General features: G+C 44.8%; 20 protein-coding genes. 15 read left to right on the forward strand and 5 right to left on the reverse strand.

Translation table 11 applies throughout. The features are described 5' to 3' along the window. Positions 1-17: 17 nt before the first annotated feature. The 4 genes from EPH95_RS13695 to EPH95_RS13710 are packed head-to-tail and all read right to left on the reverse strand — an operon-like array spanning position 18 to position 3,462. A complete protein-coding gene (locus EPH95_RS13695; RefSeq protein ID WP_142090621.1) occupies positions 18-1,292 on the reverse strand; it encodes a TRAP transporter large permease in 1,275 nt (424 codons plus the stop codon). Further along, positions 1,289-1,768, reverse strand: coding sequence for a TRAP transporter small permease (locus tag EPH95_RS13700; RefSeq protein ID WP_142090622.1), 480 nt, complete (start codon positions 1,766-1,768; stop codon positions 1,289-1,291). The genes EPH95_RS13695 and EPH95_RS13700 overlap by 4 nt, the downstream gene beginning before the upstream one ends. After that, on the reverse strand, positions 1,765-2,772 hold the full coding sequence (locus EPH95_RS13705; RefSeq protein WP_142090623.1) for a TRAP transporter substrate-binding protein: 1,008 nt from the start codon (positions 2,770-2,772) through the stop codon (positions 1,765-1,767). Before EPH95_RS13705 ends, EPH95_RS13700 begins: the two co-directional genes overlap by 4 nt. Before the next feature lie 21 nt (positions 2,773-2,793). Further along, positions 2,794-3,462 (reverse strand): GntR family transcriptional regulator, encoded by a 669-nt coding sequence (locus EPH95_RS13710; RefSeq protein WP_227003917.1) that lies wholly within the window; start codon positions 3,460-3,462, stop codon positions 2,794-2,796. A 117-nt stretch (positions 3,463-3,579) separates the two neighbouring features. Here EPH95_RS13710 and allD point away from each other — a divergent pair, with 117 nt between their 5' ends. Both allD and EPH95_RS13720 read left to right on the forward strand, forming a co-directional pair. Then, entirely contained in the window at positions 3,580-4,587 is a 1,008-nt protein-coding gene (gene allD / locus EPH95_RS13715; RefSeq protein WP_142090625.1) for an ureidoglycolate dehydrogenase, read from the forward strand. Between the two features lie 292 nt (positions 4,588-4,879). Beyond that, positions 4,880-6,829: an aconitate hydratase gene (locus EPH95_RS13720; protein WP_142090626.1), complete on the forward strand. Its 1,950-nt coding sequence runs from the start codon at positions 4,880-4,882 to the stop codon at positions 6,827-6,829. Between the two features lie 54 nt (positions 6,830-6,883). On the opposite strand, the gene EPH95_RS13725 is transcribed toward EPH95_RS13720, so the two are convergent. After that, positions 6,884-8,500 (reverse strand): PucR family transcriptional regulator, encoded by a 1,617-nt coding sequence (locus EPH95_RS13725; RefSeq protein WP_160141773.1) that lies wholly within the window; start codon positions 8,498-8,500, stop codon positions 6,884-6,886. 191 nt (positions 8,501-8,691) lie between these two features. On the opposite strand from EPH95_RS13725, the gene EPH95_RS13730 reads away from it, so the two are divergent. The 13 genes from EPH95_RS13730 (at position 8,692) to istB (ending at position 23,967) form a co-directional block, all read left to right on the forward strand. Further along, complete coding sequence (locus tag EPH95_RS13730) at positions 8,692-10,140, forward strand: CoA-acylating methylmalonate-semialdehyde dehydrogenase (protein ID WP_142090628.1); 1,449 nt, start codon at positions 8,692-8,694, stop codon at positions 10,138-10,140. A gap of 23 nt (positions 10,141-10,163) precedes the next feature. Next, positions 10,164-11,513 carry an aspartate aminotransferase family protein gene (locus tag EPH95_RS13735; RefSeq protein WP_142090629.1) on the forward strand — a complete coding sequence of 450 codons (1,350 nt, stop codon included), beginning with the start codon at positions 10,164-10,166 and terminating at the stop codon, positions 11,511-11,513. Between the two features lie 43 nt (positions 11,514-11,556). Beyond that, positions 11,557-12,681 carry an alanine dehydrogenase gene (gene ald, locus EPH95_RS13740; RefSeq protein WP_142090630.1) on the forward strand — a complete coding sequence of 375 codons (1,125 nt, stop codon included), beginning with the start codon at positions 11,557-11,559 and terminating at the stop codon, positions 12,679-12,681. A gap of 673 nt (positions 12,682-13,354) precedes the next feature. Then, positions 13,355-14,701: a uracil-xanthine permease family protein gene (locus EPH95_RS13745; protein WP_142090631.1), complete on the forward strand. Its 1,347-nt coding sequence runs from the start codon at positions 13,355-13,357 to the stop codon at positions 14,699-14,701. 90 nt (positions 14,702-14,791) lie between these two features. After that, positions 14,792-16,150, forward strand: coding sequence for an NAD(P)-dependent oxidoreductase (locus tag EPH95_RS13750; RefSeq protein WP_142090632.1), 1,359 nt, complete (start codon positions 14,792-14,794; stop codon positions 16,148-16,150). Between the two features lie 26 nt (positions 16,151-16,176). After that, entirely contained in the window at positions 16,177-17,448 is a 1,272-nt protein-coding gene (preA, locus tag EPH95_RS13755) for an NAD-dependent dihydropyrimidine dehydrogenase subunit PreA (protein ID WP_142090633.1), read from the forward strand. Between the two features lie 30 nt (positions 17,449-17,478). Continuing rightward, positions 17,479-17,697: a hypothetical protein gene (locus tag EPH95_RS13760; RefSeq protein ID WP_142090634.1), complete on the forward strand. Its 219-nt coding sequence runs from the start codon at positions 17,479-17,481 to the stop codon at positions 17,695-17,697. A 39-nt stretch (positions 17,698-17,736) separates the two neighbouring features. Continuing rightward, positions 17,737-18,966 carry a Zn-dependent hydrolase gene (locus EPH95_RS13765; RefSeq protein WP_142090635.1) on the forward strand — a complete coding sequence of 410 codons (1,230 nt, stop codon included), beginning with the start codon at positions 17,737-17,739 and terminating at the stop codon, positions 18,964-18,966. A gap of 16 nt (positions 18,967-18,982) precedes the next feature. Next, positions 18,983-20,407 carry a dihydropyrimidinase gene (gene hydA / locus EPH95_RS13770; RefSeq protein ID WP_142090636.1) on the forward strand — a complete coding sequence of 475 codons (1,425 nt, stop codon included), beginning with the start codon at positions 18,983-18,985 and terminating at the stop codon, positions 20,405-20,407. Between the two features lie 419 nt (positions 20,408-20,826). Further along, entirely contained in the window at positions 20,827-21,354 is a 528-nt protein-coding gene (locus tag EPH95_RS13775; protein ID WP_142090637.1) for a spermidine/spermine N(1)-acetyltransferase, read from the forward strand. A 28-nt stretch (positions 21,355-21,382) separates the two neighbouring features. Beyond that, positions 21,383-21,505, forward strand: a complete 123-nt coding sequence (locus tag EPH95_RS19830; RefSeq protein WP_142090638.1) for an FMN-binding negative transcriptional regulator — start codon at positions 21,383-21,385, stop codon at positions 21,503-21,505. Between the two features lie 93 nt (positions 21,506-21,598). Further along, positions 21,599-23,179, forward strand: a complete 1,581-nt coding sequence (gene istA / locus EPH95_RS13785) for an IS21 family transposase (protein ID WP_142090639.1) — start codon at positions 21,599-21,601, stop codon at positions 23,177-23,179. Continuing rightward, positions 23,176-23,967, forward strand: coding sequence for an IS21-like element helper ATPase IstB (gene istB / locus EPH95_RS13790; protein ID WP_142090640.1), 792 nt, complete (start codon positions 23,176-23,178; stop codon positions 23,965-23,967). The genes istA and istB overlap by 4 nt, the downstream gene beginning before the upstream one ends. Positions 23,968-24,053 lie beyond the last annotated feature (86 nt).

Here is a 24,053-nt window from a genome sequence, read left to right on the forward strand (position 1 = left end):
TCTAATCACTTCCTCTATTACTCAAAAAGATTTGGTAAAAATAACGATAACGATGGGATGTAGCTGACAAGCAAAAGAACAAACAATGCTACGCCAAAGTAGGGAACCAGCTCTCTGACTGTCTTTCCAATTGGCACTTTGGCAATCCCGGAGGCAACAAATAAGCATACGCCTACCGGTGGTGTAGACAACCCGATCATTAGTGTGAGTACCATAACAACGCCGAAATGAATCGGATCCATACCTATGCTTTCCGCAACAGGCAACAATACAGGGAATAAAATAACAAGGGCTGCTATTGTCTCTATAAACATACCAATTATGAGAAGCAGTCCGAGTATTAACAGGACGATTAAAAATGAATTTTCCGTGATGGATAAAATGCCATCTGCAAGCATAATCGGGATGTCTTCGTAGACGAGAATCCATCCGAATAAGTTCGCTAAACCGACGAGCAATATGATGGATGCTGTTAACGTTAATGTATTTCCTATAATGGCCGGAATTTCTCTTGGTTTTAGTTCACGGTAAACCAGCCCGCCAATGATAAACGCATAGACAACAGCAATCACGGCTGCTTCCGTCGGTGTAAAATATCCACCTAAAATACCCCACATAATAATGACAACCATTAACAATGCCCAGAATGCGCCAAGAAAAGATTTGCCTACCACTGACAAAGGCTGACGATCTTCTTTTGGGTATTTTCGTTTTACCGATATGGCATAAGTGACGATTAAAAAACCTGCGGCGAGAAGCAATCCGGGGATTGCACCAGCTATAAACAAGTCCCCAATAGAAATTCCGGCAAGTGTTCCGATAATAATCATCGGGAGCGAAGGGGGCAGCATTGGTCCGACAGTTGAAGAAATAGACGTTACGGCTGCCGAGAATCCGGATCCGTATCCTTCTCTTTTCATTGCCGGAATCAAAACCGAACCAAGACTGGCCGTGTCTGACAAGGCAGTTCCGGAAATTCCGGCGAAACCTAGTGATGAAGCAACATTTGTCATTCCGAGTCCCCCGCGGATATGTCCCACGCAAGCCTTTGCAAAAGCAATGATTCGGTCCGTGATGCCGCCGGCATTCATAAGATTTCCGGCAAGGATAAAGGCGGGAATGGCAAGCATCACGAACGAATCCATTCCTGAAAACATCGCCTGCGGTATAATCGTCAGGGGTATGTCCGTAAATAAAAGATAAAGCAAGGAAGAAATGCCTAGACTAAAAGCAATAGGTACACCAAGCATAATTAATACGAGAAATCCAATAACCAATACTAAAACCGTCATGATGGATCACCTTCAGACATACGCTTTGTAAACTGGTCAACGATAAAAATGATTGAGTATATAAACAAGAAAACAGCAAGAAGCGGAACAGAAGCGTAAACGTAGTTCATCGGAATATCGAGAGCTGGGGCTGCAAATTCCTCTCCGAGCTGATAAAAACGGATACCTTCAATGAATAGTACGCTGGAAAAGGCAGCAACTAATAGATAAATAACACTTTGATAAAGTCGTTTCCATTTTTCCGATAGGGAATTGATCAGCAAATCAACTTGTATAAATTCATTTTTACGAATAGCAAGCGGTGCCGCGAAACTTATGGCATAGACAAATAGATAACGGGATAATTCTTCTGTCCAAACTGCACTATAAGGAAGGTAGCGATCCATTATCTGGATGATTACTACTATGAGTAAGCTCGCGAATAAAAGGATTGAAATATATTTTAAGATTTGATCGAATACAGACGCCGCTTTCATTCGCTTTCCTCCTCTCCGTTCCCTTCTTCGATAATTTCCAAGTAGAGCTCATATTCTTCTTCACCTAAATTATCTTGAATAGCCGGAAGCATTGCTTCTTGGAAGGCTTCCTGATCAACCTCATTGAAGGTAACCCCTGCTTCTTTTAAGTTCTCATCTACTTCTTCAGCCTCTTCCTCCATTAATTCTTGTGCATATGTTTCAGCTTCTTCGGCGGCTTCAAGCACTTGCTCTTTTTGATCCTCCGGCAGTGCTTCTAATTGTTCATTACCAACAACTACATAGATCCAGGAAGGTACATGTTCGGTAAGATTCAAGTAGTTTTGTACCTCGTAAAATCCATTACTCTCCGTTAGATCATTCGGGTTTTCCTGTCCGTCGATCATCCCTTGCTGTAAACCGGTAAATGTTTCATCCAAGCTAATTACTTGAGGGTTGGCGCCGGTTTCTTCCCATGCGTCTAAGAACAGGGGTACATTCGGAACACGAATATTAAATCCGTTTAAGTCATTAGGATGCGAGATGGGAAAATTTGACGTTAAATTACGCGGTGAACGATCCATATAAAATAAAGGCGTTAAACCGACATCCTCGATAATGTCCTGTTCAATCGTTTCGCCGATCTCTCCTTCAATGACCCGTTGTTTATGTTCCTCATTCTGAAAAGCATAGGGTGTTGCCATCAAAATCGCGCTTGGTGTCCAGACTTCCAACGTTTCACCGGTAATAGTTACATCAGTAGCGCCATATTTAATGCTATTAATGCTGTCAACCTCGTCCCCGAGCTGACTGTTTGGATATATATCGATCACCACTTCTCCTTCTGTTTTTTCTTCCACAAGTTCTGCAAATACTTCTGATGTTTCATGCCAAGGGTGGCTTTGATCGGATATATGAGTCATTGTCCATCGGGTTACATCGTCCTCTGTGTCCTGACTATCCGCTGTACAACCCGAAAGAATGAGGAAAGTGGATAATGTCAGGAAGCTTGCTCTTTTCAACATAAATTTCCCTCCTTCTGGCCATTACTTGAAGTAATTGGGGAACGATTCTTTTAATTCCACTTGATCAACCGACACAAGAGACAGATGTTCACGCATAATGGTTGCTGCAGCATCAGCTTCTCCTTGTTTAATCGCTTTCAATATGTCTGAATGGTGTTGCAAGATTGTTTTCCAGTTGTATTCCGCTGCCATGCTGAGCATTCTGACCCGATCCAAATGAACATTAACTTGAGAGATCACGTCCCAAACACGGGTTTTGCCACACCCTTTAGAAATTAAGGCGTGAAACTCTTCATCAAGATGGAAGAGATCATTGAATTTTTTTTCCTGCATAAACAGTTCCTGCATACGAAGATTCATAGAAAGTTTATCGAGTGCTTCGAAATCGAATTGGGAGCATGCAAGCCGTACAGAAGCAACCTCCAGATGTTCACGAATAAACCGAGCATCTTCTACATGCGCAGAATCAATCAATGTCACAAATGACCCTCTTTGCGGAAGAATGTCCAGTAAATAATCTTGAGCAAGTTTTTGAAAAGCTTCTCTTACCGGTGTACGACTAACGCCAAGTTTTTCAGATACCTCTTTTTCCGAGAGTGGAGCTCCCGGTTTAAATTCAAGCGTAATAATGTCTTTTCTGACTGATTCATAGACTTGATCTCGTGAGGAGTGTTTAGATAACGAGTTCAAATGACGGAACCCCTCCTTGTGTTTTTTTAAATACCATACTACCATACAAGTATGTTAGTATATTTTTGTAAAAATTGAAAGCGTTGTCGTACAAAAGCTAAAAAATCGGGGGAAAACATGAACAATACTGTTACACATAGTGAACTTAAAGAAAAAGTCATTGCAAAATTTATAGCAAATGGAGTGAGAAAAGATGAAGCAGAGGTCATCGCCGATGTCCTCGTTCATGCGAATTTACGGGGGGTAGATTCTCATGGTGTGCTTAGAGTGGAGCATTACATCAAGCGGATTAAAGCAGGTGGCTTGAACATAGAAGCAGACCCTGCCATAGAAAAAACAAGTGACCACACTTGCATATATGATGGGGACAATGGATTTGGCCATGTGAATTCAAAGCGAGCGATGGATGAAGCTATTGTGATGGCAAAAACATCAGGTACGGGTGCCGTGGCAGTGAAAAACAGCAGTCATTGTGGCGCGCTTTCTTATTTTGTTCAACAAGCTGCAAAAGAAAATTTCATTGGTATTGCAATGTCTCATGCTGATAAAATCGTTGTGCCATTTGGGGGCGCGGAATCATTTTTCGGAACGAATCCCATTGCCTTCGGTTTTCCAACCAAGGAGGAAAACCCGGTCGTTCTGGACTTAGCCACCAGTAATGTCGCGCTTGGGAAGGTCTTGAATGCACGGGAAAAAGGGGAAGAAATACCCGAAGGTTGGGGTGTAGATTTAGAAGGTGATGATACAACAGACCCGCATGCCGTTACCTCACTCACGCCGTTTGGGGGACCAAAAGGATATGGCCTTGCCATGGTCGTCGAGGTCTTTTCAGCTTTGTTGACAGGTTCGGCTTTCGGTCCCCATATATCGAAAATGTACGGGGACTATGATCAATATCGGGGGCTGGGTCATTTTTTCATGGTCATTAATCCTGAGCACTTTGTGTCTACGCATTCATTTTTGTCGCAAATGGATCAGATGGTAAAAGAAATGCGTGCCGTTAAACCGGCAGAATCATTCGACCGGGTGATGGCTCCGGGGGAGCCTGAAATGTTGGAGGAAATTAGAAGAGCAGAAAACGGCATTCCCTTGCCTCAACACGTTTGGGATTATTTGAATGAGTAGGGGCAAAAATTTCGCGAAATTATCATTATGTTTGTGTCAATTGTAGTCAAGTTTTAGACCTTATAGGGAAAATAGGTCATTATCAAAGGGGTGCTCCATATCTTTTTCGTGTTTATCTTTGACTGAATAGTATTTGATAGCAACTATCTAGCGTCGACTTAAATGTATCGTCGATCCTTATGTTTTATATTCGCATATCAATTTTCCAAAAAAAGCATGAAATATGATTGAAAGAAGCATTATAAGGGAAAGTAGGAAATATGAGATGACATAGCCCTGAGGAGGTTTTTTCATGGGAATGAATGTTACACAGAAATTGATCAGCGATCACCTTGTTTCCGGAGAAATGAAGCAAGGCGAAGAGATCGGATTGAAAATTGATCAGACGTTAACGCAAGACGCGACGGGGACGCTGGTCATGCTCGAGCTTGAAGCGATGGGCATTGATCAGGTGAAAACGGAAGTATCGGCCCAGTATGTCGACCACAATTTAATTCAGGAAGACCATAAAAATCCCGATGACCATCTATTTTTGCAAAGCGCGACCCAAAGGTTCGGGATCCACTTCAGCAAAGCCGGAAATGGAGTGAGCCACCCGGTGCACATGCAACGGCTCGGCAAGCCCGGGAAAACACTTTTAGGCTCGGATAGCCATACGTGTGCGGCCGGTTCGCTCGGGATGCTCGCCATCGGTGCCGGCGGGATGGAAGTCGCCCTGGCCGCGGCCGGGAAACCCTTTTATGTAAAAATGCCACAAGTATGGGGCGTGAAGCTTACCAGCGATTTGCCGGATTGGGTGAGCGCGAAAGATGTGATCCTGGAATTATTGCGTCGCCACGATGTTAAAGGCGGCAGCAATAAAATCATTGAGTATTATGGTCCCGGCGTGAAAAAGCTTTCGGCGATGGATCGTCACGTGATCGCCAACATGGGAGCGGAACTCGGGGCAACGACGTCTGTCTTTCCATCGGATGAAAAAGTCAAAGACTTTTTGACGGCCGAAAAACGTGGAGATGACTGGACTGCGCTGGAGGCAGATGCGGATGCCACGTATGACATTGATGAAGAGATCAACATGTCTGAATTGGAGCCGCTGATTGCGAAGCCATCCAGTCCTGGCAATGTCGTTCCGGTTCGCGAAGTCGCGGGTGAACCCGTTTATCAAACGTATATCGGGTCATCAGCCAATCCGGGCTATCGCGATTTCGCGATTGTGGCGCAAATCGTTAAAGGACGGACAATCGCCGAGGGTGTGTCACTTGATGTGAACCCGTCATCACGGCAGACGTTATCGGACCTTATCAAAACGGAGAATCTATTTCATTTGATTGATGCTGGCGGACGCTTGCACCAGGCCGGTTGCAATGGTTGTATCGGTATGGGGCAGGCGCCTGCATCCGGAAGGAACAGCTTGCGTACGGTTCCGCGGAATTTCCCCGGACGTTCGGGGACGAGAGAGGACAGTGTCTTTTTATGCAGTCCCGAAGTAGCGGCAGCAGCTGCATTAACCGGAAAGATCACCGATCCGCGTGATCTTGATATGGATTATCCGACGGTTGATACACCGGAGCCGACCATCAACAATGACTTGCTGGATGAACCGCTTCCGCTCGAGCAAGCGCGGCAGGTCACGATTGAAAAAGGACCGAACATCGCCTCGATCCCGGATTTTGACAGCCTCCCGGATGAACTGGAAATACCGGTCGGACTTAAAGTCGGCGACAACATTTCCACTGATGAAATTCTTGCCGGCGGCGGACGGGTACTTCCTTACCGCAGCAATCTTCCGGAAATCAGCAAGTTCACTTTCGAAAAAGTCGACGAATCCTATTATGACCGAGCGATGGAACTAAAAGAAAAAGAAGGCGGGCACGCGGTCATCGGCGGTAGCAACTACGGGCAAGGGTCCAGTCGGGAACACGCTGCACTTGCACCGCGGTTTTTAGGGTTGCGTGTCGTCATCGCGAAGGATATTGCCCGTATCCATTGGCAAAACCTCCCCAACTTTGGAGTATTGCCGCTCACATTCGTCAATGAAGCCGATCACGATAAAATCCAGCACGGCGATGTGCTCAAGCTGACGAACTTACGGGAATCCATCCAGCAATCGAACAAAATCAACGTCGAAGTCAACGGAAAAGAAACAATTCAAACCCAACACGCCCTCTCCGATCGCCAAATCGAGATTATGCTTGAAGGTGGTTTGATTAACTGGGTGAAAAAGGGCGAAGTGACGAATTAAGCTGCGAGTAGCAAAACCCAATCCCGGGCGGGATTGGGTTTTGTGCTTTAAGAACTACTGTACAATATCATCCATTGTATGGTCTATGTGTGAAAATGGCCGATCTTTCTGCAAATCATAAGCCGCAATCGCGACTTCTACAGTCATTCGCATATGGGGATCAGTCGTTATATCCTGACCAAGAAGTTTATCAATTTTATTCAAACGCTTATAAAGGGTTTGGCGCGCGATTTGCAATTCTTGTGCTACTTGTTGTTTGGAACAATTGAGTTGTAAATACACACGCAATGTTTGAAGAAGGGTGCTCTTTTTTTGATCATCATAGTTTAGGAGAGGATAAAGATACGTGCGTGTATATCTTTCGACTGTTCGGTCATCTAATTTTAGCAACAATTGATAGATCCCAATGTCTTCATAAAAATTGCTTTGTATCGTACCGAGTTTCAAAACGTCTTCCGTTTCGTGGAAAGCTACATGCGCTTCCAGCAGTTTAGCATACGCTTGACTGACAGCTATACGCAATCGGTAAGGTTTTGGATTTTCTTCGATGAATTGAAGGGCCTTCAGCATTCGCTGCTTATCTTGATTGATAGAAGGCTTTTTCACAGCGAGGACAATAAATGAATGGTTCTGATTCATCGTAATAAATGAATCGAGTCCTTGTTTTTGAAATGCGTATCGGATGCGTCTCAATGTTTGATACTGTAGCGCTCGCTGATCAGCTAATTTGTCAAAGGGTTCAGTCACTTCTATCAGACAGATACGGTAGTCAATGTCGTTGCTTATTCCTTTGCGTAATTTGGCACGTGCTTCTTTTTCCGTTTGGATGTTTTGGTCAATCAAGTCCTGAACCCAAGAGTGTTCCTGTAAGAGTTTTTTTTCTTCTGTGTAAAAATCACGAAGAAGATTTTGTGCTAATGCTCCGATGGCACGGTCGAGGGCTTGAGAAGCAAAGATTGTCAATGGTTCACAATTTCGGGTCAGAAGAACTCCCCAATGTTCGCCCATCGCTTCAATTGGTTTTAGCAGAAAAGATTTCTGTCTTTTCTCGTCAAACCAGCTACCCTCCACCTTTTCTCCTCCTATTTCGTGCATAACTGCATTTTCGATGCGAATCTGTTCGTTTTTATCTATAGCCGGGAGAAAATAAGCTTTTCCGTCTGTTGGTAACAAGATGATTTCTTTTTGGATAGCCGTTTGAAGCTTTTTAAGTATTCTCATGTTTCCATGTGCTTGCAGTGTTAATTGATGAAAATCACTAGACAAACGGTCCAGTTTGGATAGTTGCAGGTGCTCGACGTTAATGATTTCTGCATGAATCTCTTGGGTGATATCTACAAATCGGACGATAGAGGTGAAAACAATAAGGGGGAATTGGTGAGCGTCCGCAAGATCGATCATTTCCTTAGGAACGGAGGGAAAGTGTGCACCCAACTCAATACACAGACAGGCGACATCATTGGAAATTAACTTTCTAACATAGTCAGTGCCTTGATTATCAAGCGCGACACCTGTACTTAAGATCATTTCGCTTCCGCGAAGCAGTGTTTCAAATTCCGTGATCTCCAGTACATGGACCCAACGTACATGTCGCTCTAGATCTGCGTTTTTATTCACCACGCGGGCACTTCGAAACATTGGTCTATGCAAAATGTCTTTAATGGTGAGCATAAGAACCATCGTCCTCTCTAATGATCATGTTGTAAGGGAATAGCGCTTAAATTTAAACAGTGTGTCACCTTTTCATAAAAAGAAAATTTGGTATATTAATGATATTATATAGTTTTCTGTATATATAAAAAAGAGAAAATGCAATACAAGACGGTAATCGACAGAAGTTTTAGTCGCGAGGAGGAAGATTTATGGTGGAAAAATTGAAAAATTATATCAACGGTGAATGGGTAGAATCACGTGCTGACGGAGAAGACGTCTATAATCCTGCAGATGGGACGGCCATCGCGCACACCCCTCATTCTACATTCGAAGATGTCAACGATGCTGTCCAAGCTGCCCGTGAGGCGTATCACCCATGGCGAAAAACACCCGTTCCAAAGCGGGCAAGAGTCATGTACACCTTTCATGAATTACTTGTTGATCACCACGAAGAACTCGCCGAGATCCTTACAAAAGAAAACGGTAAAACGTATAAAGATGCGTATGGGGAAGTGTTGCGCGGGATTGAAAATGTGGAATTTGCTTCCGGTGCGCCTGATTTAATGAAAGGAGAAATGTTGCCGGATATCGCCAATGGCATTGATTCTGGCATGTATCGGTATCCTGTTGGTGTTGTCGGAGGCATTACGCCGTTTAATTTTCCGATGATGGTTCCCTGCTGGATGTTTCCTTTAGCGATTGCGTGCGGGAACACATTTGTACTGAAACCATCGGAACGAACACCTCTTCTCGCGCAGCGGTTAGCGGAACTTTTGGAAGCATCCGGCCTCCCAAAAGGCGTTTTCAATATTGTGCATGGCGCCAAAGATGTGGTGAACGGTTTATTGGAGCACAAAGACGTCGATGCCATTTCTTTTGTCGGATCTGAACCTGTGGCAAAACATGTTTATCAGACGGCTTCACAGCATGGGAAGCGTGTTCAGGCATTAGGCGGCGCCAAAAACCATGCCATTGTGTTAGATGATGCGAACCTCGATAAAACGGTTCAAGGCGTGATCAACGGCGCATTTGGCAGTGCCGGGCAAAGGTGCATGGCGACATCCGTTTGCGTGGTTCAGGAAGAGATCGCCGATGCATTTGTTTCCAAGTTAAAAGAAGCAAGCGATCAACTCACCATGGGGGATGGCCTTAATGAGAACGTTGACTTGGGACCGGTGATCCGGGAAAGCCATTTACAAAAAGTCCATCACTATATTGAGTTGGGTGAGAAACAAAATGCGACCTTAGCACGTGATGGACGTAAAGATGTAGAGGAAAATACCAATGGTTATTTTTTGGGCGCTACCATCTTTGATCATGTGAATACAGAGATGACGATTTGGAAGGAAGAAATCTTCGCGCCTGTTCTGAGCATCATCCGGGTCAAAGATCTTGATGAAGCGATCGCCTTGACCAATGAATCCGATTTTGGCAACGGCTCCGTCCTATACACCGAAAGCGGTTCGGCTGTTCAACAATATAGAGATGATATTGAGGTAGGGATGCTCGGGGTCAATGTCAATGTTCCGGCACCCATGGGTTTTTTTCCGTTTTCAGGCTGGAAAAGTTCTTTCTATGGGGACTTGCATACAAATGGACGGGACGGCGTAGAATTCTACACCCGCAAGAAAATGCTCACGAGCCGCTGGTTTAGTTAAGTTTTTTAGAAAGGATGATCATAATGAGCCAGAAAACTCCACAAGAAACCCTTTATGAAAAAGATGGCCGATACATGTGGCATCACATGAAACCTTATCAAAAAGATCAAAACCCAATGGTGATCGAAAGCGCACAAGATGCATGGATTACGGATATTGAGGGCAACAGTTATTTAGACGGGATGTCGGGATTATGGTGTGTGAATGTGGGTTATGGGCGGGAGGAAATGGTTGCAGCAGCAACGGAACAGCTTCGCAAGATGCCCTTTCACCCGCTTTCGAACAGTCACGTTCCCGGTATTCAATTGGCCGAGAAGCTCAATGACTGGCTGAAAGGCGACTATCGCATTTTCTTTTCAAACAGTGGTTCGGAAGCAAATGAAACCGCATTCAAAATTGCCAGGCAATACCATCATCAAAACGGAGAACCCGGGCGTTATAAGTTTATTTCCCGGTATCGGGCCTATCATGGTAATACGTTAGGGACACTTGCCGCTACTGGTCAAGCACAGCGCAAATATCGTTATGAACCGCTGGCGCCGGGTTTTATCCACGTCCATGCGCCGGATGAATATCGCCTACCTTCCGGTCAATCATTCGAGGAGTGGAGCCTTCAATGCGCTCAAATGATGGAAGATACGATCAAATGGGAACGGCCTGAAACCGTGGCGGGCGTTATCATGGAACCGATCATTACCGGCGGAGGTGTGCTTATCCCCCACCCTTCTTATGTCAAAGAAGTGGAAAAGATCTGTAAAAAATATGGCCTTCTTTTGATTAATGATGAAGTCATTTGCGGTTTTGGTCGTACAGGGGAAAATTTTGGGTACCAAAACTACGGAATTGAGCCGGACATTGTAACGATGGCCAAAGGGATCACCAGTGGCTATTTGCCGTTAGCGGCGACTGCAGTGAAACAGAAACTCTATGAACCTTTTAAAAGAAAAGAGGAAAGTGACCATTTTCGGCATGTGAACACCTTTGGAGGCAACCCGGCTGCTTGTAAATTAGCGATCAAAAATCTGGAGATTATGGAAGATGAGAAGCTCGTTGAGCGTTCAAAAACGTTAGGGAAAAAAATCAGGGAAGGCATTCAACCGTTGGAAGGTCATCCGAATGTCGGTAATATCCGTCAAAAAGGGTTATTATTCGGGATTGAACTAGTGGCAGACAAAGATACAAAAGAACCTATTTCAAATAACGAAATCGGAAAAATTATCGCCCAGTGTAAATCACGGGGGCTGATCATTGGCAAAAATGCGGATACCGTTGCCGGCCATAGTAATACGATGACCATGGCGCCTCCGCTTAGCATCACCGATGAAGATGCGGCGATGATTGTGCGGACGGTGAAGGAAGCCTTTCATGTCTGAGGAATAGGTCATTCATACCCTGAAGGTAAGCGAGGGGATTATAGTGAAAATTGGCATCCCAAAGGAAATCAAAAACAATGAAAACCGAGTGGCGGTTACTCCGGCAGAGGTTTTGCAGTTACAACAGTCAGGTCATGAAATCATAGTTGAATCAGGCGCAGGCCTGGGAGCCGGGTTTGAGGATGCAGAATATGAAAAAGCCGGTGCCACTATATCAAGGACTGCAAAAGATACGTGGAATAGTGAAATGGTTATGAAAGTAAAAGAGCCTTTACCGGAAGAATATAGCTATTTTTATGACGGGTTAATTTTACTCGCTTATTTACATTTGGCAGCAGATAAAAAATTAACGAAAGCGTTAGTCGACAAGAAAGTGACCGGCATTGCGTATGAAACGATGCAATTAGATGATGGGAGTCTACCTCTATTGACACCGATGAGTGAAGTAGCGGGACGCATGGCTTCACAAATTGGTGCCCAGTTTTTGGAGAAAATGAAAGGTGGACGAGGGATTCTTCTCAGCGGATTGCCTGGCGTTCAGCGAGGAAAAGTATGCATTGTCGGAGGAGGTGTTGTAGGAACTAATGCTGCCAAGATTGCCGTAGGCCTCGGAGCTGATGTAACCATACTTGACCTTAATCCTCAAAGACTCCGGGAATTAGAAGATATTTTTGGCAGTGACATACAAACGTTGATGTCCAATCCACTGAATATCGCTAATGCAGTGAAAGAAGCCGATTTGGTGATTGGGGCCGTTTTAATTCCGGGAGGAAAAGCACCCAAGCTCATCACTGAAAAGATGGTTCAATCAATGAAAGATGGGGCAGTTATGATCGATGTTGCTGTGGACCAAGGAGGAATTGTGGAAACGATCGATCGAATAACGACCCATGATGATCCCATCTATTACAAGCACGGAGTGGTTCATTATGCGGTGGCCAATATTCCAAGTACTGTGCCGAGAACATCGACCATTGGCCTTACAGCCACCACGATTCCCTACGCGTTACAAATCGCGAATAAGGGATATGAAGAAGCGTGTTTAAACAATTCGGCCATTCGAAGAGGGATAAACACCTTCCGGGGACATGTCACGCACCGGGCAGTGGCGGATACACATGCGTTGGCACATGTGCCATTTGATGAACTAGTAACTGAAAAAGTTTAATGAAAGGATACGAGAAATTGCTTTAGTAAGCAATAGAGGGCTTTTTCCTCTAGTGGTCTGTTTCAGATATTCTTTCCCTTGGTCGATCTGCAGTATCAAAGTGAAATGCCCTTTTGAGAGCCGAAAGCGTGGTTTTTGTCCCTCTCATAGTGGAGAGCCTTCTCTTTGGGGTACGACACAGCGGTTTTTGTCCCTCTCAGAGTGGAGAGCCTTCTCTTTAGGGTACAACAAAGCGGTTTTTGTCCCTCTCAGAGTGGAGAGTCTTCTTTTTGGGGTCCAACAAAGCGATTGTTGTTCCCTTAAAGTGAAGAGTACCTCTTTTGGGGGAATGCTGCATGACTTTACGTTCATCGGAAGAAGCGTGTGTAAGGGCGCAGTACTAGTTCAGTGTTTCAAAAGTCTTTTCCACATAAGAGGCGTGTAATGGTTTGGCTGGCCTTCTGTCAATCGGCTACATGCAGTTGTCCATCGATCTATTTTCCTCGGTCATCCAGATTTCAGATCGATAGAAAGACTTATCAGTCTGTTTTGGACGGTTGCCCAGATTCTAGAGCGTGGCTACAGAAAGAATTCATGATATAGACCACTAGTATTTCCAAAAGGTTCAGTAATGTTTACATCGGCTCTGGTTCAAAGAACGTGTAAAAAGATATGAATCAAGGAGGATATCCGCATGTCAGAAACGAAACCAGTACTACATGTGCATGAAAGACCTGCTTGGAATCAATGGATCGTTCTCAGTTTGCAACACTTATTTGCCATGTTCGGAGCTACGATTTTAGTGCCGATCCTGACAGGGTTAAGCCCGTCCATAGCATTGATAGCAAGTGGTTTAGGAACGCTTTCTTACTTGGTCGTCACACGTGGACAGATTCCTGCTTATATCGGATCATCTTTTGCGTTTATTTTTCCGTTGATTGCCGCAATGTCATTCGGAGGAGCGGCAGCTGTGATGGTTGGGACATTCTCTGCGGGCGTGGTTTATGGGGTTACATCGGTTTTAATCAAATATTTCGGTGTGGGTTGGCTCATGCGGCTTTTGCCCCCTATTGTCGTGGGACCGGTGATCATGGTTATCGGTCTGGGGCTTGCATCGACAGCCATTGATATGGCTATGAATTATGACGAGGAGGCCGGTGTATATGTGGATAGCCTCAGACATTTCAGCGTCGCCCTTGTTACGCTTGCCATAACCATTGTGACATCCATTTTCTTTAAAGGATTCTTAAGGGTAATACCCATATTAATAGGTCTCGTCGGAGGCTACCTCATCGCATTTATGGCAGGGATTGTTGACTTTTCCCCTGTTGCCGCCGCGCCCTGGTTCCATGTTCCTGATTTCGCCATCCCATTTGTAACCGTGACACCAATGTGGTCGATGACCATTATTGTCATAATGGCTCCCATCGCACTCGTAACCATGGCGGAGCATATTGGAGATCAAATGGTTTTGAGTAAAATTGTTGGCAAAAATTTTCTTCGCAAACCGGGACTGCATCGTTCCTTGCTTGGCGATGGTATCGCGTCCGTAATGGCTTCCCTCGTCGGAGGTCCCCCGAATACGACGTATGGAGAGAATATCGGGGTACTTGCAATCACGAAAGTGTTCAGTGTTTTCGTCATTGGAGGCGCAGCCGTTTTCGCTATCCTTTTCGGATTTTCAGGGAAAATTGAAGCCTTGATTGCCAGCATTCCGGGAGCCGTCATGGGTGGTGTCTCTATTCTATTGTTTGGCATCATCGCGTCCGCCGGACTTCGCTTAATGATTGAAAGCGAATTGGACATGGGCGATAAACGAAACCTTGTGATTGCGGCCACCATTCTTGTTATTGGGATCGGTGGGGCCTTCTTAGAGATAACGGAGTACTTGGAAGTTCCCGCGATGGCACTCGCGGCTATTCTTGGGATAATCTTGCATGCCATTTTGCCAAATAAAACAGTGGCATATGGAAACGGGCAGTTGTTTTCCGACCTTGAAGATGAAACAACTACGATCGATGAATCCACTACCACCTTATAAAACTATTAATTCTGTTCAAGGGGGTGGCCACGTACACGTCTGCGAAAACCTTGAAATTTTACAGTTATTCTCACGAGAGGAGGCTTTACGATGAATCCGCTACTTGATAAATTGCAAGCAAATTTTGAAGAAGTGGAACCATCGCTTTCGCATCAAGAAGCCTTTGAGGAGGCGAGCCGTTGCCTGTATTGTTATGATGCTCCTTGCATAACAGCCTGTCCAACGGGGATCGATATCCCGTCTTATATTAAAAAAATTTCCACAGGCAATCTTCAAGGTTCGGCACGAACGATTATGGAGGCTAATCCTGTAGGCGCAAGTTGTGCCCGTGTTTGCCCGACAGAGGAGCTGTGCGAAGGTGCTTGTGTTTTAAATGATTCGACTCAACCGATTTTAATCGGGAAGTTGCAACGTTACGCGACGGATTGGGCGATTCATAACCAGAAAGTTCTTTTTAAAGCAGGAAAAGCAAACGGATATTCCGTGGCAATTATAGGCGGCGGCCCGGGAGGTTTGTCAGCCGCACGTGAACTCGCGGTGATGGGTTATCGCGTGACCATTTTCGAGGCAGATGATGAAGCGGGTGGGCTGGACACGTACGGAATCGTTTCTTTTCGGCTTCCCAAGCGCATCTCATTTTGGGAAGTAGAGCAAGTAAAAAGCGTAGGCGTTGAAATAAGGACGAATACTCGCGTTGGTGAGGATATTAGCATTGCAGAATTAAGGGATGATTACGATGCGGTTGTTTTGGCGATAGGGATGTCTGATGTTCCGCAGCTAAATATCCCAGGGGAAGACCTTGATGGGGTATATGATGCCATTGATTTTGTCAAACGTACAAAAACCGGGAAGTTGCCCACGGATTATGTTGGAAAAAAGGGTGTGGTAATAGGTGCCGGGAATACAGCGATTGATGGAGCGACATGCTCCATTAGACTAGGCGCAGATAACGTGAAAATTTTATACAGACGTTCAGAAGAAGAAATGACGGCTTATGACTTTGAGTATGAATTTGCTAAACAAGACAAAGTTGAGTTTCGTTGGTTAACTGCGCCTAAAGCAATTATTGCTGATGGCAACGGAAAGGTTTCAGCTATTGAATGCATGAAAATGGAACTTGGGGAGCCCGATGAAGATGGGAGAAGAAAACCTATCCCTGTTCCTGACTCTACATTTACGATTGAGGTTGATTTTGTCATTAAAGCAATTGGACAGTCTCGCTTTACTGATTTTCTAGAACAATTTGGGATCGAGCACGAGTCAGGCGTCGTAAAACTTAAAACGGATAGTTTTGAAACCTCCGCAGAAAATGTTTTTGCTTGTGGAGATGTAATGTTTGGCAAAGATCAAGGGGAAGCAATGGTCGTGACTGCAGCTGAACAAGGGAAGCAAACAGCCTATCAGATTCACGGGAAATTAGCAGGAATAAATGCTGAACATTCGGCGTAGAGAAATCATCGAAGGAGGACGATAAAATGGCTGACCTAAGTACGAACGTCGCGGGGATAGAATCCCCAAATCCGTTTTGGCTGGCAAGTGCGCCCCCAACGAATACAGGGTATCAAGTTCAACGGGCATTTGAAGCAGGTTGGGGCGGGGCTGTTTGGAAAACGCTATGTGAGCCAATTCTAAATACGACTTCCCGCTTTGCTGCTATGTCTTACAACGGCCAGCGGGTTACCGGATTCAGTAACATTGAGTTGGTTTCCGACCGCCCTTTGGAAGTCAACTTACGAGAAATGGAAGAAACAAAAAAACGTTTTCCGGACCGCGCCATCATCGCTTCTTTAATGGTCATGCCTGAACGGGAAGCATGGCATGAGATTGTAAAACGGGTAGAAGCTGTCGGGGTAGATGGCTTAGAGCTAAACTTTGGATGCCCGCATGGAATGTCGGAACGGGGAATGGGTTCTGCATCAGGACAAGTGCCGGAACTTGTGGAAAAACAAGCCTATTGGGTTAAAGAGGTAGCAGCCACGCCTGTGATTGTCAAACTGACACCTAATATTACAGACATAACAGCTACTGCTGAAGCCGCCGTTCAAGGGGGAGCAGATGCCGTAAGTATGATCAATACCATTAATAGTTTAATCGGTGTTGATATAGACACCTGGAATACAGTTCCTAACGTAAATGGCTTGGGGGCCCATGGGGGTTATTCAGGGCCTGCGGTTAAACCGATTGCCCTCAATATGGTGGGGGAATGCGCAGGTGATTCCCGGATTGATGTTCCGATTTCAGCTATTGGAGGTGTCTCGAATTGGCAAGATGCGGTTGAATTTATGCTAATGGGTGCCTCGGGTGTACAGGTCTGTACGGCAGCCATGCACCACGGTTTCAGTATCGTGGAAGACATGATTGATGGCCTCAATAATTATTTAGATGACAAAAGAATCGATTCGGTGCGTGAACTAACTGGCCAATCCGTGGCTAAATATTCGGATTGGGGTGATTTAGACCTTAACCATCAAATCGTCGCGCGGGTGAACAATGATATCTGCATTAACTGTAATAAATGCCATGTCGCCTGTGAAGATGCTGCTCATCAGTGTATCGATATGTTGAAAGGCGAGAATGGAGAACCGATTTTAAAGGTTCGCGAAGAAGAATGCGTAGGCTGCAACCTTTGCCAAATCGTATGCCCGGTTGAAGGCGCGATTGATATGGTTGAACGACCGACCGATTTGCCTTCCCTTACCTGGAATCAACGTCAGCAAGCGATGAAAACAGCAAGTACGTTGGGCTAAGAAAATAAAGGGAGCAGAAAGGGAGATTAAATGTCAGAATATGAAGAGTATATAGAAGAAAGAAGAAAAATTGATGATTTACTCCAAGATGATTATTGGATCGAACATGTTTCCGAAGACTTAAGCGGGGCGTTGGTAACGTTTGTAGATAAAAAAGGAAAACGTGAGCGGAAAAAATTACGAATAGGGAATGCAGACGCTCGAAAGTATTTTTCAGTTATTGTGATGAAACAGCAAAAGAAGTATTAATGGGCAACGGATAATTAAAATTTTTGGGAAGTGCTTAAAATGAACCAACAACGTATGTTAATCGACGGTGAACGTTTAAAAAACACTATGGAGGAATTTGCTGATTTTGGACGGACAGAAAATAACGGAGTAACTCGTCTGGCGTTAACCGAGGAGGATCGAAGGGCTCGAGAATATTTTCGTACTTGCTGCGAAGCGTTGGGGATGACTGTAAAAGTCGATGATATGGGCAATATGTATGCGACACTCTCCGGGGTAGATAACACGGCTCCTCCTGTAGTGGTCGGCTCCCATTTGGATTCGGTAAAAAAAGGCGGCCGTTTTGATGGCGTGCTAGGTGTATTGGCCGGCTTAGAAGTCGTCCGGACACTGGTGGATAATGACATGACACCGCAGGTGCCTGTTGTCATCGCGAATATGACAAATGAGGAAGGGGCAAGGTTTGAACCCTCAATGATGTCTTCGGGTGTCCTCTCAGGTAAATTTGAGAAATCTGTCATGATGGAGAAAAAAGACACAGATGGCATCATATTTAAAGAAGCATTGAACACGATTGGATATGCTGGGGACAGAGAAAATCGACTAAATAAAGCGAAAGCTTTCTTGGAGCTACACATCGAACAAGGTCCGGTTCTCGAGGAATCGTCGCTTAAGATCGGGGTCGTTGAAAGTGTCGTCGGAATGGTATGTTACGAGATTGAAGTAACCGGAGATTCCAATCATGCAGGGACGACCCCCATGCACATGCGAAAAGATGCTTTATTTGCTACGAACGATTTAATAGCTGAAGCCCGTGAAAAGCTAAGTAAGCTTGACAGTGGTTTGGTGTATACCATGGGGCGGATAAATGTGGCTCCAAATATTCACACAGTCATTCCAAATAAAGCTGTCTTTTCAATAGAAGCCAGACACCAGGACGCTGAAACGATCAAACAAGTGGAAACAATCATTGAAGGGCTTCCTCTCTCTATCGAAGGATGTAAAGTGAAAGCAACAAAATTATGGGACAGGGATACCGTATGGTTTGATAAAGATGTTGTTCGTTCGTTGGAGCAATCTGTCACATCGCTAGATTATCCATACACAAGGATGGTGAGCGGCGCAGGTCATGATGCGCAGTTTATTGCAAACTATATCCCGTCAGCAATGATATTCGTTCCTAGCATAAATGGAAAAAGTCATAATGAGGACGAACTTACATCTTGGGAGGATTGCGAAAAGGGTGTCAACGTTATATTAGAAACAGTTTTGGCAATGATCGAAAAATAAAAAAGGGGAAATGAAAATGAGCCTGCTTATTAAAAATGGAACAATTGTAACGGCTGTAGATGAATTTACGGGTGATATATACATTAAGGATGGAAAAATCGCAGCATTAGGAGATCATCTATCCGTGCAAGCGGATGATACGGTAGATGCTTCAGGGCGGTACGTATTGCCCGGCGGTGTAGATCAGCATGTTCATTACACGTTTGATTTTAAAGGGGAAAACGTTCGGGGGTTTGAAACTTCTAATGCGCCGGTTGCCGGCGGAACCACCACGGTGGTTGAATTCATAAACCAAGAACAGGGGAAAGGGATAGCTGAAACGATTGAAAAATTTGACCGGGAAGAATTTGCAAACCAGGCAATGGTCGATTATTCGTTTCATGGCGTAGTCTGTGATCCGACGGATGAAACATTTGAAGAAATTTCGACTTTACCGGAAAAAGGCATTTCGACCGTAAAGTTATTTATGGCTTATAAAGGCATGCCTATGCACAGTGATGATGAGTCGATTTTTAAGGCTTTAAGAGCCGCTAAAGAAGCGGGCGTAACGGTAATGGTTCACGCTGAAAATGCCGATGTCATTGACTATTTGCAAAAAGAACAATTGGATAGAGGAAACACAGAACCTTATTATCACGCTGAATCAAGGCCTCCATTGGTTGAACTAGAAGCAACCCAGCGTGTGATTAAACTCGCGCAAATGGCGGATGCGCCTGTTTATATCGTTCACGTAACAGCAAAAGAAGTCATGGAAAGCATTCGCTCAGCAAATGAAGACGGCGCTCCTGTCTATGGGGAAACGTGTATACAATATTTAATGTTGGATAAAGAGGCGTTGGCAGAGCCAAACTTTGGGGGAGCCAAATACGTATGCTCACCGGCGCTTAGAACGAAGGAGGACCAAGAGGCGCTGTGGGAAGCGGTCAATAAAGGGTGGTTAAACGTTGTAAGCACGGACCACTGCGGTTTCAACTGGGCAAAACAAAAACATATGGGCATAGAAGCTTTCACGGATATTCCAAACGGATCACCGGGTGTGCAAGATCGGCTGGGCATTTTATGGACGTATGGCGTGAACACTGGAAAAATTTCAAGGCAACGTTTAGTGGATTTGTATGCAACAACTCCGGCTAAAAACAACGGGATGGATCATTGTAAAGGTCATATCGGAATAGGATACGATGCAGATATTGTCTTATATGATCCCAAACCAACATCCATTTTCACCAACGAAAATAGTTTACACGGCGTCGACTTCAATGTCTATGAAGGCATGGAACAGAAAGGGAAAGTGGATAAAGTATTTCTTAGAGGAAAATTAATGGTCGATGAAGGTGAATTTATCGGCGAAATGGGAGACGGAAAGTTCATCAATAGTAAACCATATGGCTTGTGTTACGAAGGAGAAGCTTATGATTTCTCCTATAAAGCTAGAGCATAGGACAATAAAAAGAAGGGTCTGCCGGTACTTACCGGTGGACCCTTTATATTAGCGAGGCAACACTACTATATAGGTGGGTGGTTTGAATAAACAAAAGAGAGGTGAATGATCCATATGGTATACTAAAAGAACAATAGAATAAACTTCCAGAGGTGGACGTTCACCATGCTGTAACCGTGCCACTGAAACCCTGTTCTCTAAAGGGAAAAAGAGGTGAACGCGTCATGGTAATCCTTTTGAAACAGCTATGCTTTGCGTGGCTGTCGCTACGTTAGATGAAATATGACAAAAATCAAAAGAAACTAGCTCACCTGATTCAAATATGAATTTAAAGTAATGCTCATTTCGGGTATTACTTTATTCAATTAACCGGCCAGATTGTGGAATAAGTCCGTACTGCCTTATTATTGGAGGAGAAAATGATTCAGAAGTCTATTGCTATAAATGAATGCACATTTGAAGATATAAAAACACTTCAAGAAATCAGTTATAATACGTTTCATGAGACATTTGCTCATATGAACTCAGAGGAGAACATGAAAGCTTATTTGGAAAAGGCCTTTAATACGAGAAGGTTAGAAGAAGAATTATCGAACCCCTCTTCAACGTTTTATTTTATATATTGTAATGAGGAACTCGCGGGCTATTTAAAAATAAATGTCAATGAAGCGCAAACAGAAGACATGGGGGAAGAAGCACTGGAAATTGAAAGGATCTATATTAGGGAAGAATTTCAAAAAAAAGGACTTGGAAATCACCTTTTAAATAAGGGATTGGAAGTTGCAAAGGATCGAAATAAAAAGAAAATTTGGTTAGGTGTATGGGAAGACAATGTGGGTGCAATTCATTTCTATAACAAGGTTGGCTTTGTTAAAGTCGGTACTCACTCTTTCTACATGGGGGATGAGAAACAAACAGACTTCATTATGATAAAAACAATTGAGTGAGCAACTTAAATGATGGGAGCGTGATTATTTGTATATTCCTTCACATTTCTTAATCCAGGATGATGAGACACTTTATCAAGTGATAGATGAGTATGGCTTTGCTACTTTATTATCGCAGCATGAGGGTGAACCTACTGCAACCTGTATTTGATAACTTAAAAATAGGCCACCATGTTCATTGAAAATCCGGCCAGTAAGATCGAAAATCTCACTTGTGTCATACATACAAGTGGGGGCAGGAGAGATGATCACCATGAGCCAAAAGTACCAAACATTAATGAAGTATATGCACGAGGGGGAATCGATACGAAAAATTGCCCGAGATATAGGGACCCACCGGGAAACAGTTAGTAAATACGTCAAGGAATACGAACAGAAGCGTAACCAACTCATGGAAGGAGGCGAAGATGTCGATGTCGAGGCGCTGATCGAAGCCTTAACAGAGAAGCCGACGTACACCACCGGTTCTCGCCCTAAACGTAAACTCACACCGGAGATTGAACAACGAATCCTTACTTTCCTTGAGGAAAATCGGGATAAGCGCCAAAAGGGGCAGAAGAAACAACAAAAAACAGTCATGGACATGTATGAGGTTTTCGAAGATGAAGAGCTGGACATTAGTTACAGTACGGTCCGTCGGTTGGTTCGACAGTTGGAACACAGAGCCAAGGAGGCATTTATTAAAGAAACGTACATGCCCGGAGATGTTTGTGAATTTGATTGGGGGGAGGTAAAAATAACGGTGGACGGACGACTACAGCCGTTCCAAATGGCCGTCTTCACATCGGCGTATGGGAATTATCGGTGGGCGTGTCTGTTCCCCAAGCAAACGACGGAGTGCTTCCAAGAAGCACACGCGCGTTTCTTTGCCCATGTCGGCGGCGTTCATACCACACTCACCTATGACAACATGCGCGTCGCTGTTAGAGGTCTGGCCGGGGAAAAAGGGCCCACAGAAGGCCTGATGCAACTGATGGTGTATTACGGGTTTCAACACCGGTTCTGTAATATCCGCCGCGGTAATGAAAAGGGCCATGTGGAACGCAGCGTGGACGTCGTTCGGCGCAAGGCATTCGCCATCAAAGATACCTTTGAGAGTTTAGAAGAAGCGAACCACTTTCTCGAGGGGGTATGTTCGGAAAAACTCAATCAGAAATCTATGAGCCAATACGAAGGTCAAACGCCCAAACAGCGCCTTGAGCAAGAACGGGAGTATCTTTTAGAAGCACCGCCGAAATGGGATGCGGCTCGTGTGAATTACGCTCGCGTGGATAAATACGCGACCGTGGTGATCGAGCAAAACCGTTATTCGGTGCCTGATCATTTGGTCGGTGAAATGATCATGGTGAAGGTGTACGCGGAGCGTATCCGTTGCTTTTACAACGAGGCGTGTATCGCGAATCATGAACGGCTCAGTGGCCACCATCGGTGGAATCTTCAACTCTCACACGTCTTGGAGACCTTACGAAAAAAGCCCGGTGCATTGGCTGGAAGCTTAGCCCTGCACCAGGCGGATCAAAAAATCAAAGCTATTTACGAGACATATTATACAGGAAAAGAGCGGGATTTCATAGCGTTATGTCACTACTTGCGGGACGAGGGCAATCTCGACGACGTCTTAGCGAGTATTGACCAGCTGGAGGCGATGCATCCAAAACACGTGACCACCGATAAAATCAAAGCGATATGTGCCAGAAACAACGAACAGCCGATCACGCCGCCGTCGTCTCAGGATACGGAAGCTATTGCCGAACAGGCCAGAAACCAGATGAGTGATTATGATCAGTTATTTCAAATGATAGCCACAAAGGAGGGGATTCATTGACCATTAAAACCCAAGAAGAATGGCACGCGGATGTTCAATCATACGCGAAAGAATTAAAGCTACCCATGATTCGCAGACATGTGGCTGAGCACGCGTCAGAAGCCAGTATGCAAGACATCAGCTACGAAGCCTTTCTAGCTCAACTCCTACAAAAAGAACAAGATGCCCGGCGGGAATCGGCCCGATATAACCGCATCCGCCGGGCTGAATTCAATCAGAAAAAATACTTGGAGGATCTTTCGGTTCAAGACTTGCCCGAAGATGCCCAGAAAAAGCTCAATACCTTGAAAAGCCTGGATTTTATCCGCGAAGGACGGAATGCCATTTTTTCAGGGAATGCCGGAACGGGAAAGTCGCACATGGCGATCGGCTTGGGAATGAAAGCTTGTTTGGAAGGGTTTAAAGTATGGTTTACGACGGTGCCGATTCTTGTCAACCAAATCAAGGAAACACGGGCGGAGAAAACCCTTCGAAATTTTCAAAGCCGATTCGAGAAATATGATCTGGTGATCGCCGATGAGATGGGTTATATCTCCTTTGATAAAGAAGGCGCAGAACAACTCTTCACTCATCTCTCCCTCCGGGCAGGGCGCAAATCGACGATTATCACGACGAATCTCTCTTTTGAACGTTGGGGGGAAATCTTTCAGGATGAGGTCATGACCGCGGCGATGATTGATCGCCTCACGCATCAAGCGCATATTGTCAATATGAACGGGAGCTCTTATCGCATGAAAGAGACCAAAGAGTGGCTGGGCACCCAGGATGCGGACGACGTTCAGCAGTAATCCCGGTCGACGAAGACGAAGGAGGAATGGCATCTAAAGAAAGCTAAAAGCGATGATAACCATTCGAGGCTCGTAACGATCCTCGC

The sequence above is a fragment of the Salicibibacter halophilus genome (genome assembly GCF_006740705.1).
Taxonomy (GTDB): Bacteria; Bacillota; Bacilli; order Bacillales; family Marinococcaceae; genus Salicibibacter; species Salicibibacter halophilus.

Bases quoted from the DNA above. Each gene is read 5' to 3' on its own strand.
- EPH95_RS13695 (WP_142090621.1), bottom strand. From the start codon at position 1,292: ATGACGGTTTTAGTATTGGTTATTGGATTTCTCGTATTAATTATGCTT.
- EPH95_RS13700 (WP_142090622.1), bottom strand. From the start codon at position 1,768: ATGAAAGCGGCGTCTGTATTCGATCAAATCTTAAAATATATTTCAATC.
- EPH95_RS13705 (WP_142090623.1), bottom strand. From the start codon at position 2,772: ATGTTGAAAAGAGCAAGCTTCCTGACATTATCCACTTTCCTCATTCTT.
- allD (WP_142090625.1), top strand. From the start codon at position 3,580: ATGAACAATACTGTTACACATAGTGAACTTAAAGAAAAAGTCATTGCA.
- EPH95_RS13720 (WP_142090626.1), top strand. From the start codon at position 4,880: ATGGGAATGAATGTTACACAGAAATTGATCAGCGATCACCTTGTTTCC.
- EPH95_RS13725 (WP_160141773.1), bottom strand. From the start codon at position 8,500: ATGCTCACCATTAAAGACATTTTGCATAGACCAATGTTTCGAAGTGCC.
- EPH95_RS13730 (WP_142090628.1), top strand. From the start codon at position 8,692: ATGGTGGAAAAATTGAAAAATTATATCAACGGTGAATGGGTAGAATCA.
- EPH95_RS13735 (WP_142090629.1), top strand. From the start codon at position 10,164: ATGAGCCAGAAAACTCCACAAGAAACCCTTTATGAAAAAGATGGCCGA.
- EPH95_RS13745 (WP_142090631.1), top strand. From the start codon at position 13,355: ATGTCAGAAACGAAACCAGTACTACATGTGCATGAAAGACCTGCTTGG.
- EPH95_RS13750 (WP_142090632.1), top strand. From the start codon at position 14,792: ATGAATCCGCTACTTGATAAATTGCAAGCAAATTTTGAAGAAGTGGAA.
- preA (WP_142090633.1), top strand. From the start codon at position 16,177: ATGGCTGACCTAAGTACGAACGTCGCGGGGATAGAATCCCCAAATCCG.
- EPH95_RS13760 (WP_142090634.1), top strand. From the start codon at position 17,479: ATGTCAGAATATGAAGAGTATATAGAAGAAAGAAGAAAAATTGATGAT.
- EPH95_RS13765 (WP_142090635.1), top strand. From the start codon at position 17,737: ATGAACCAACAACGTATGTTAATCGACGGTGAACGTTTAAAAAACACT.
- hydA (WP_142090636.1), top strand. From the start codon at position 18,983: ATGAGCCTGCTTATTAAAAATGGAACAATTGTAACGGCTGTAGATGAA.
- EPH95_RS13775 (WP_142090637.1), top strand. From the start codon at position 20,827: ATGATTCAGAAGTCTATTGCTATAAATGAATGCACATTTGAAGATATA.
- istA (WP_142090639.1), top strand. From the start codon at position 21,599: ATGATCACCATGAGCCAAAAGTACCAAACATTAATGAAGTATATGCAC.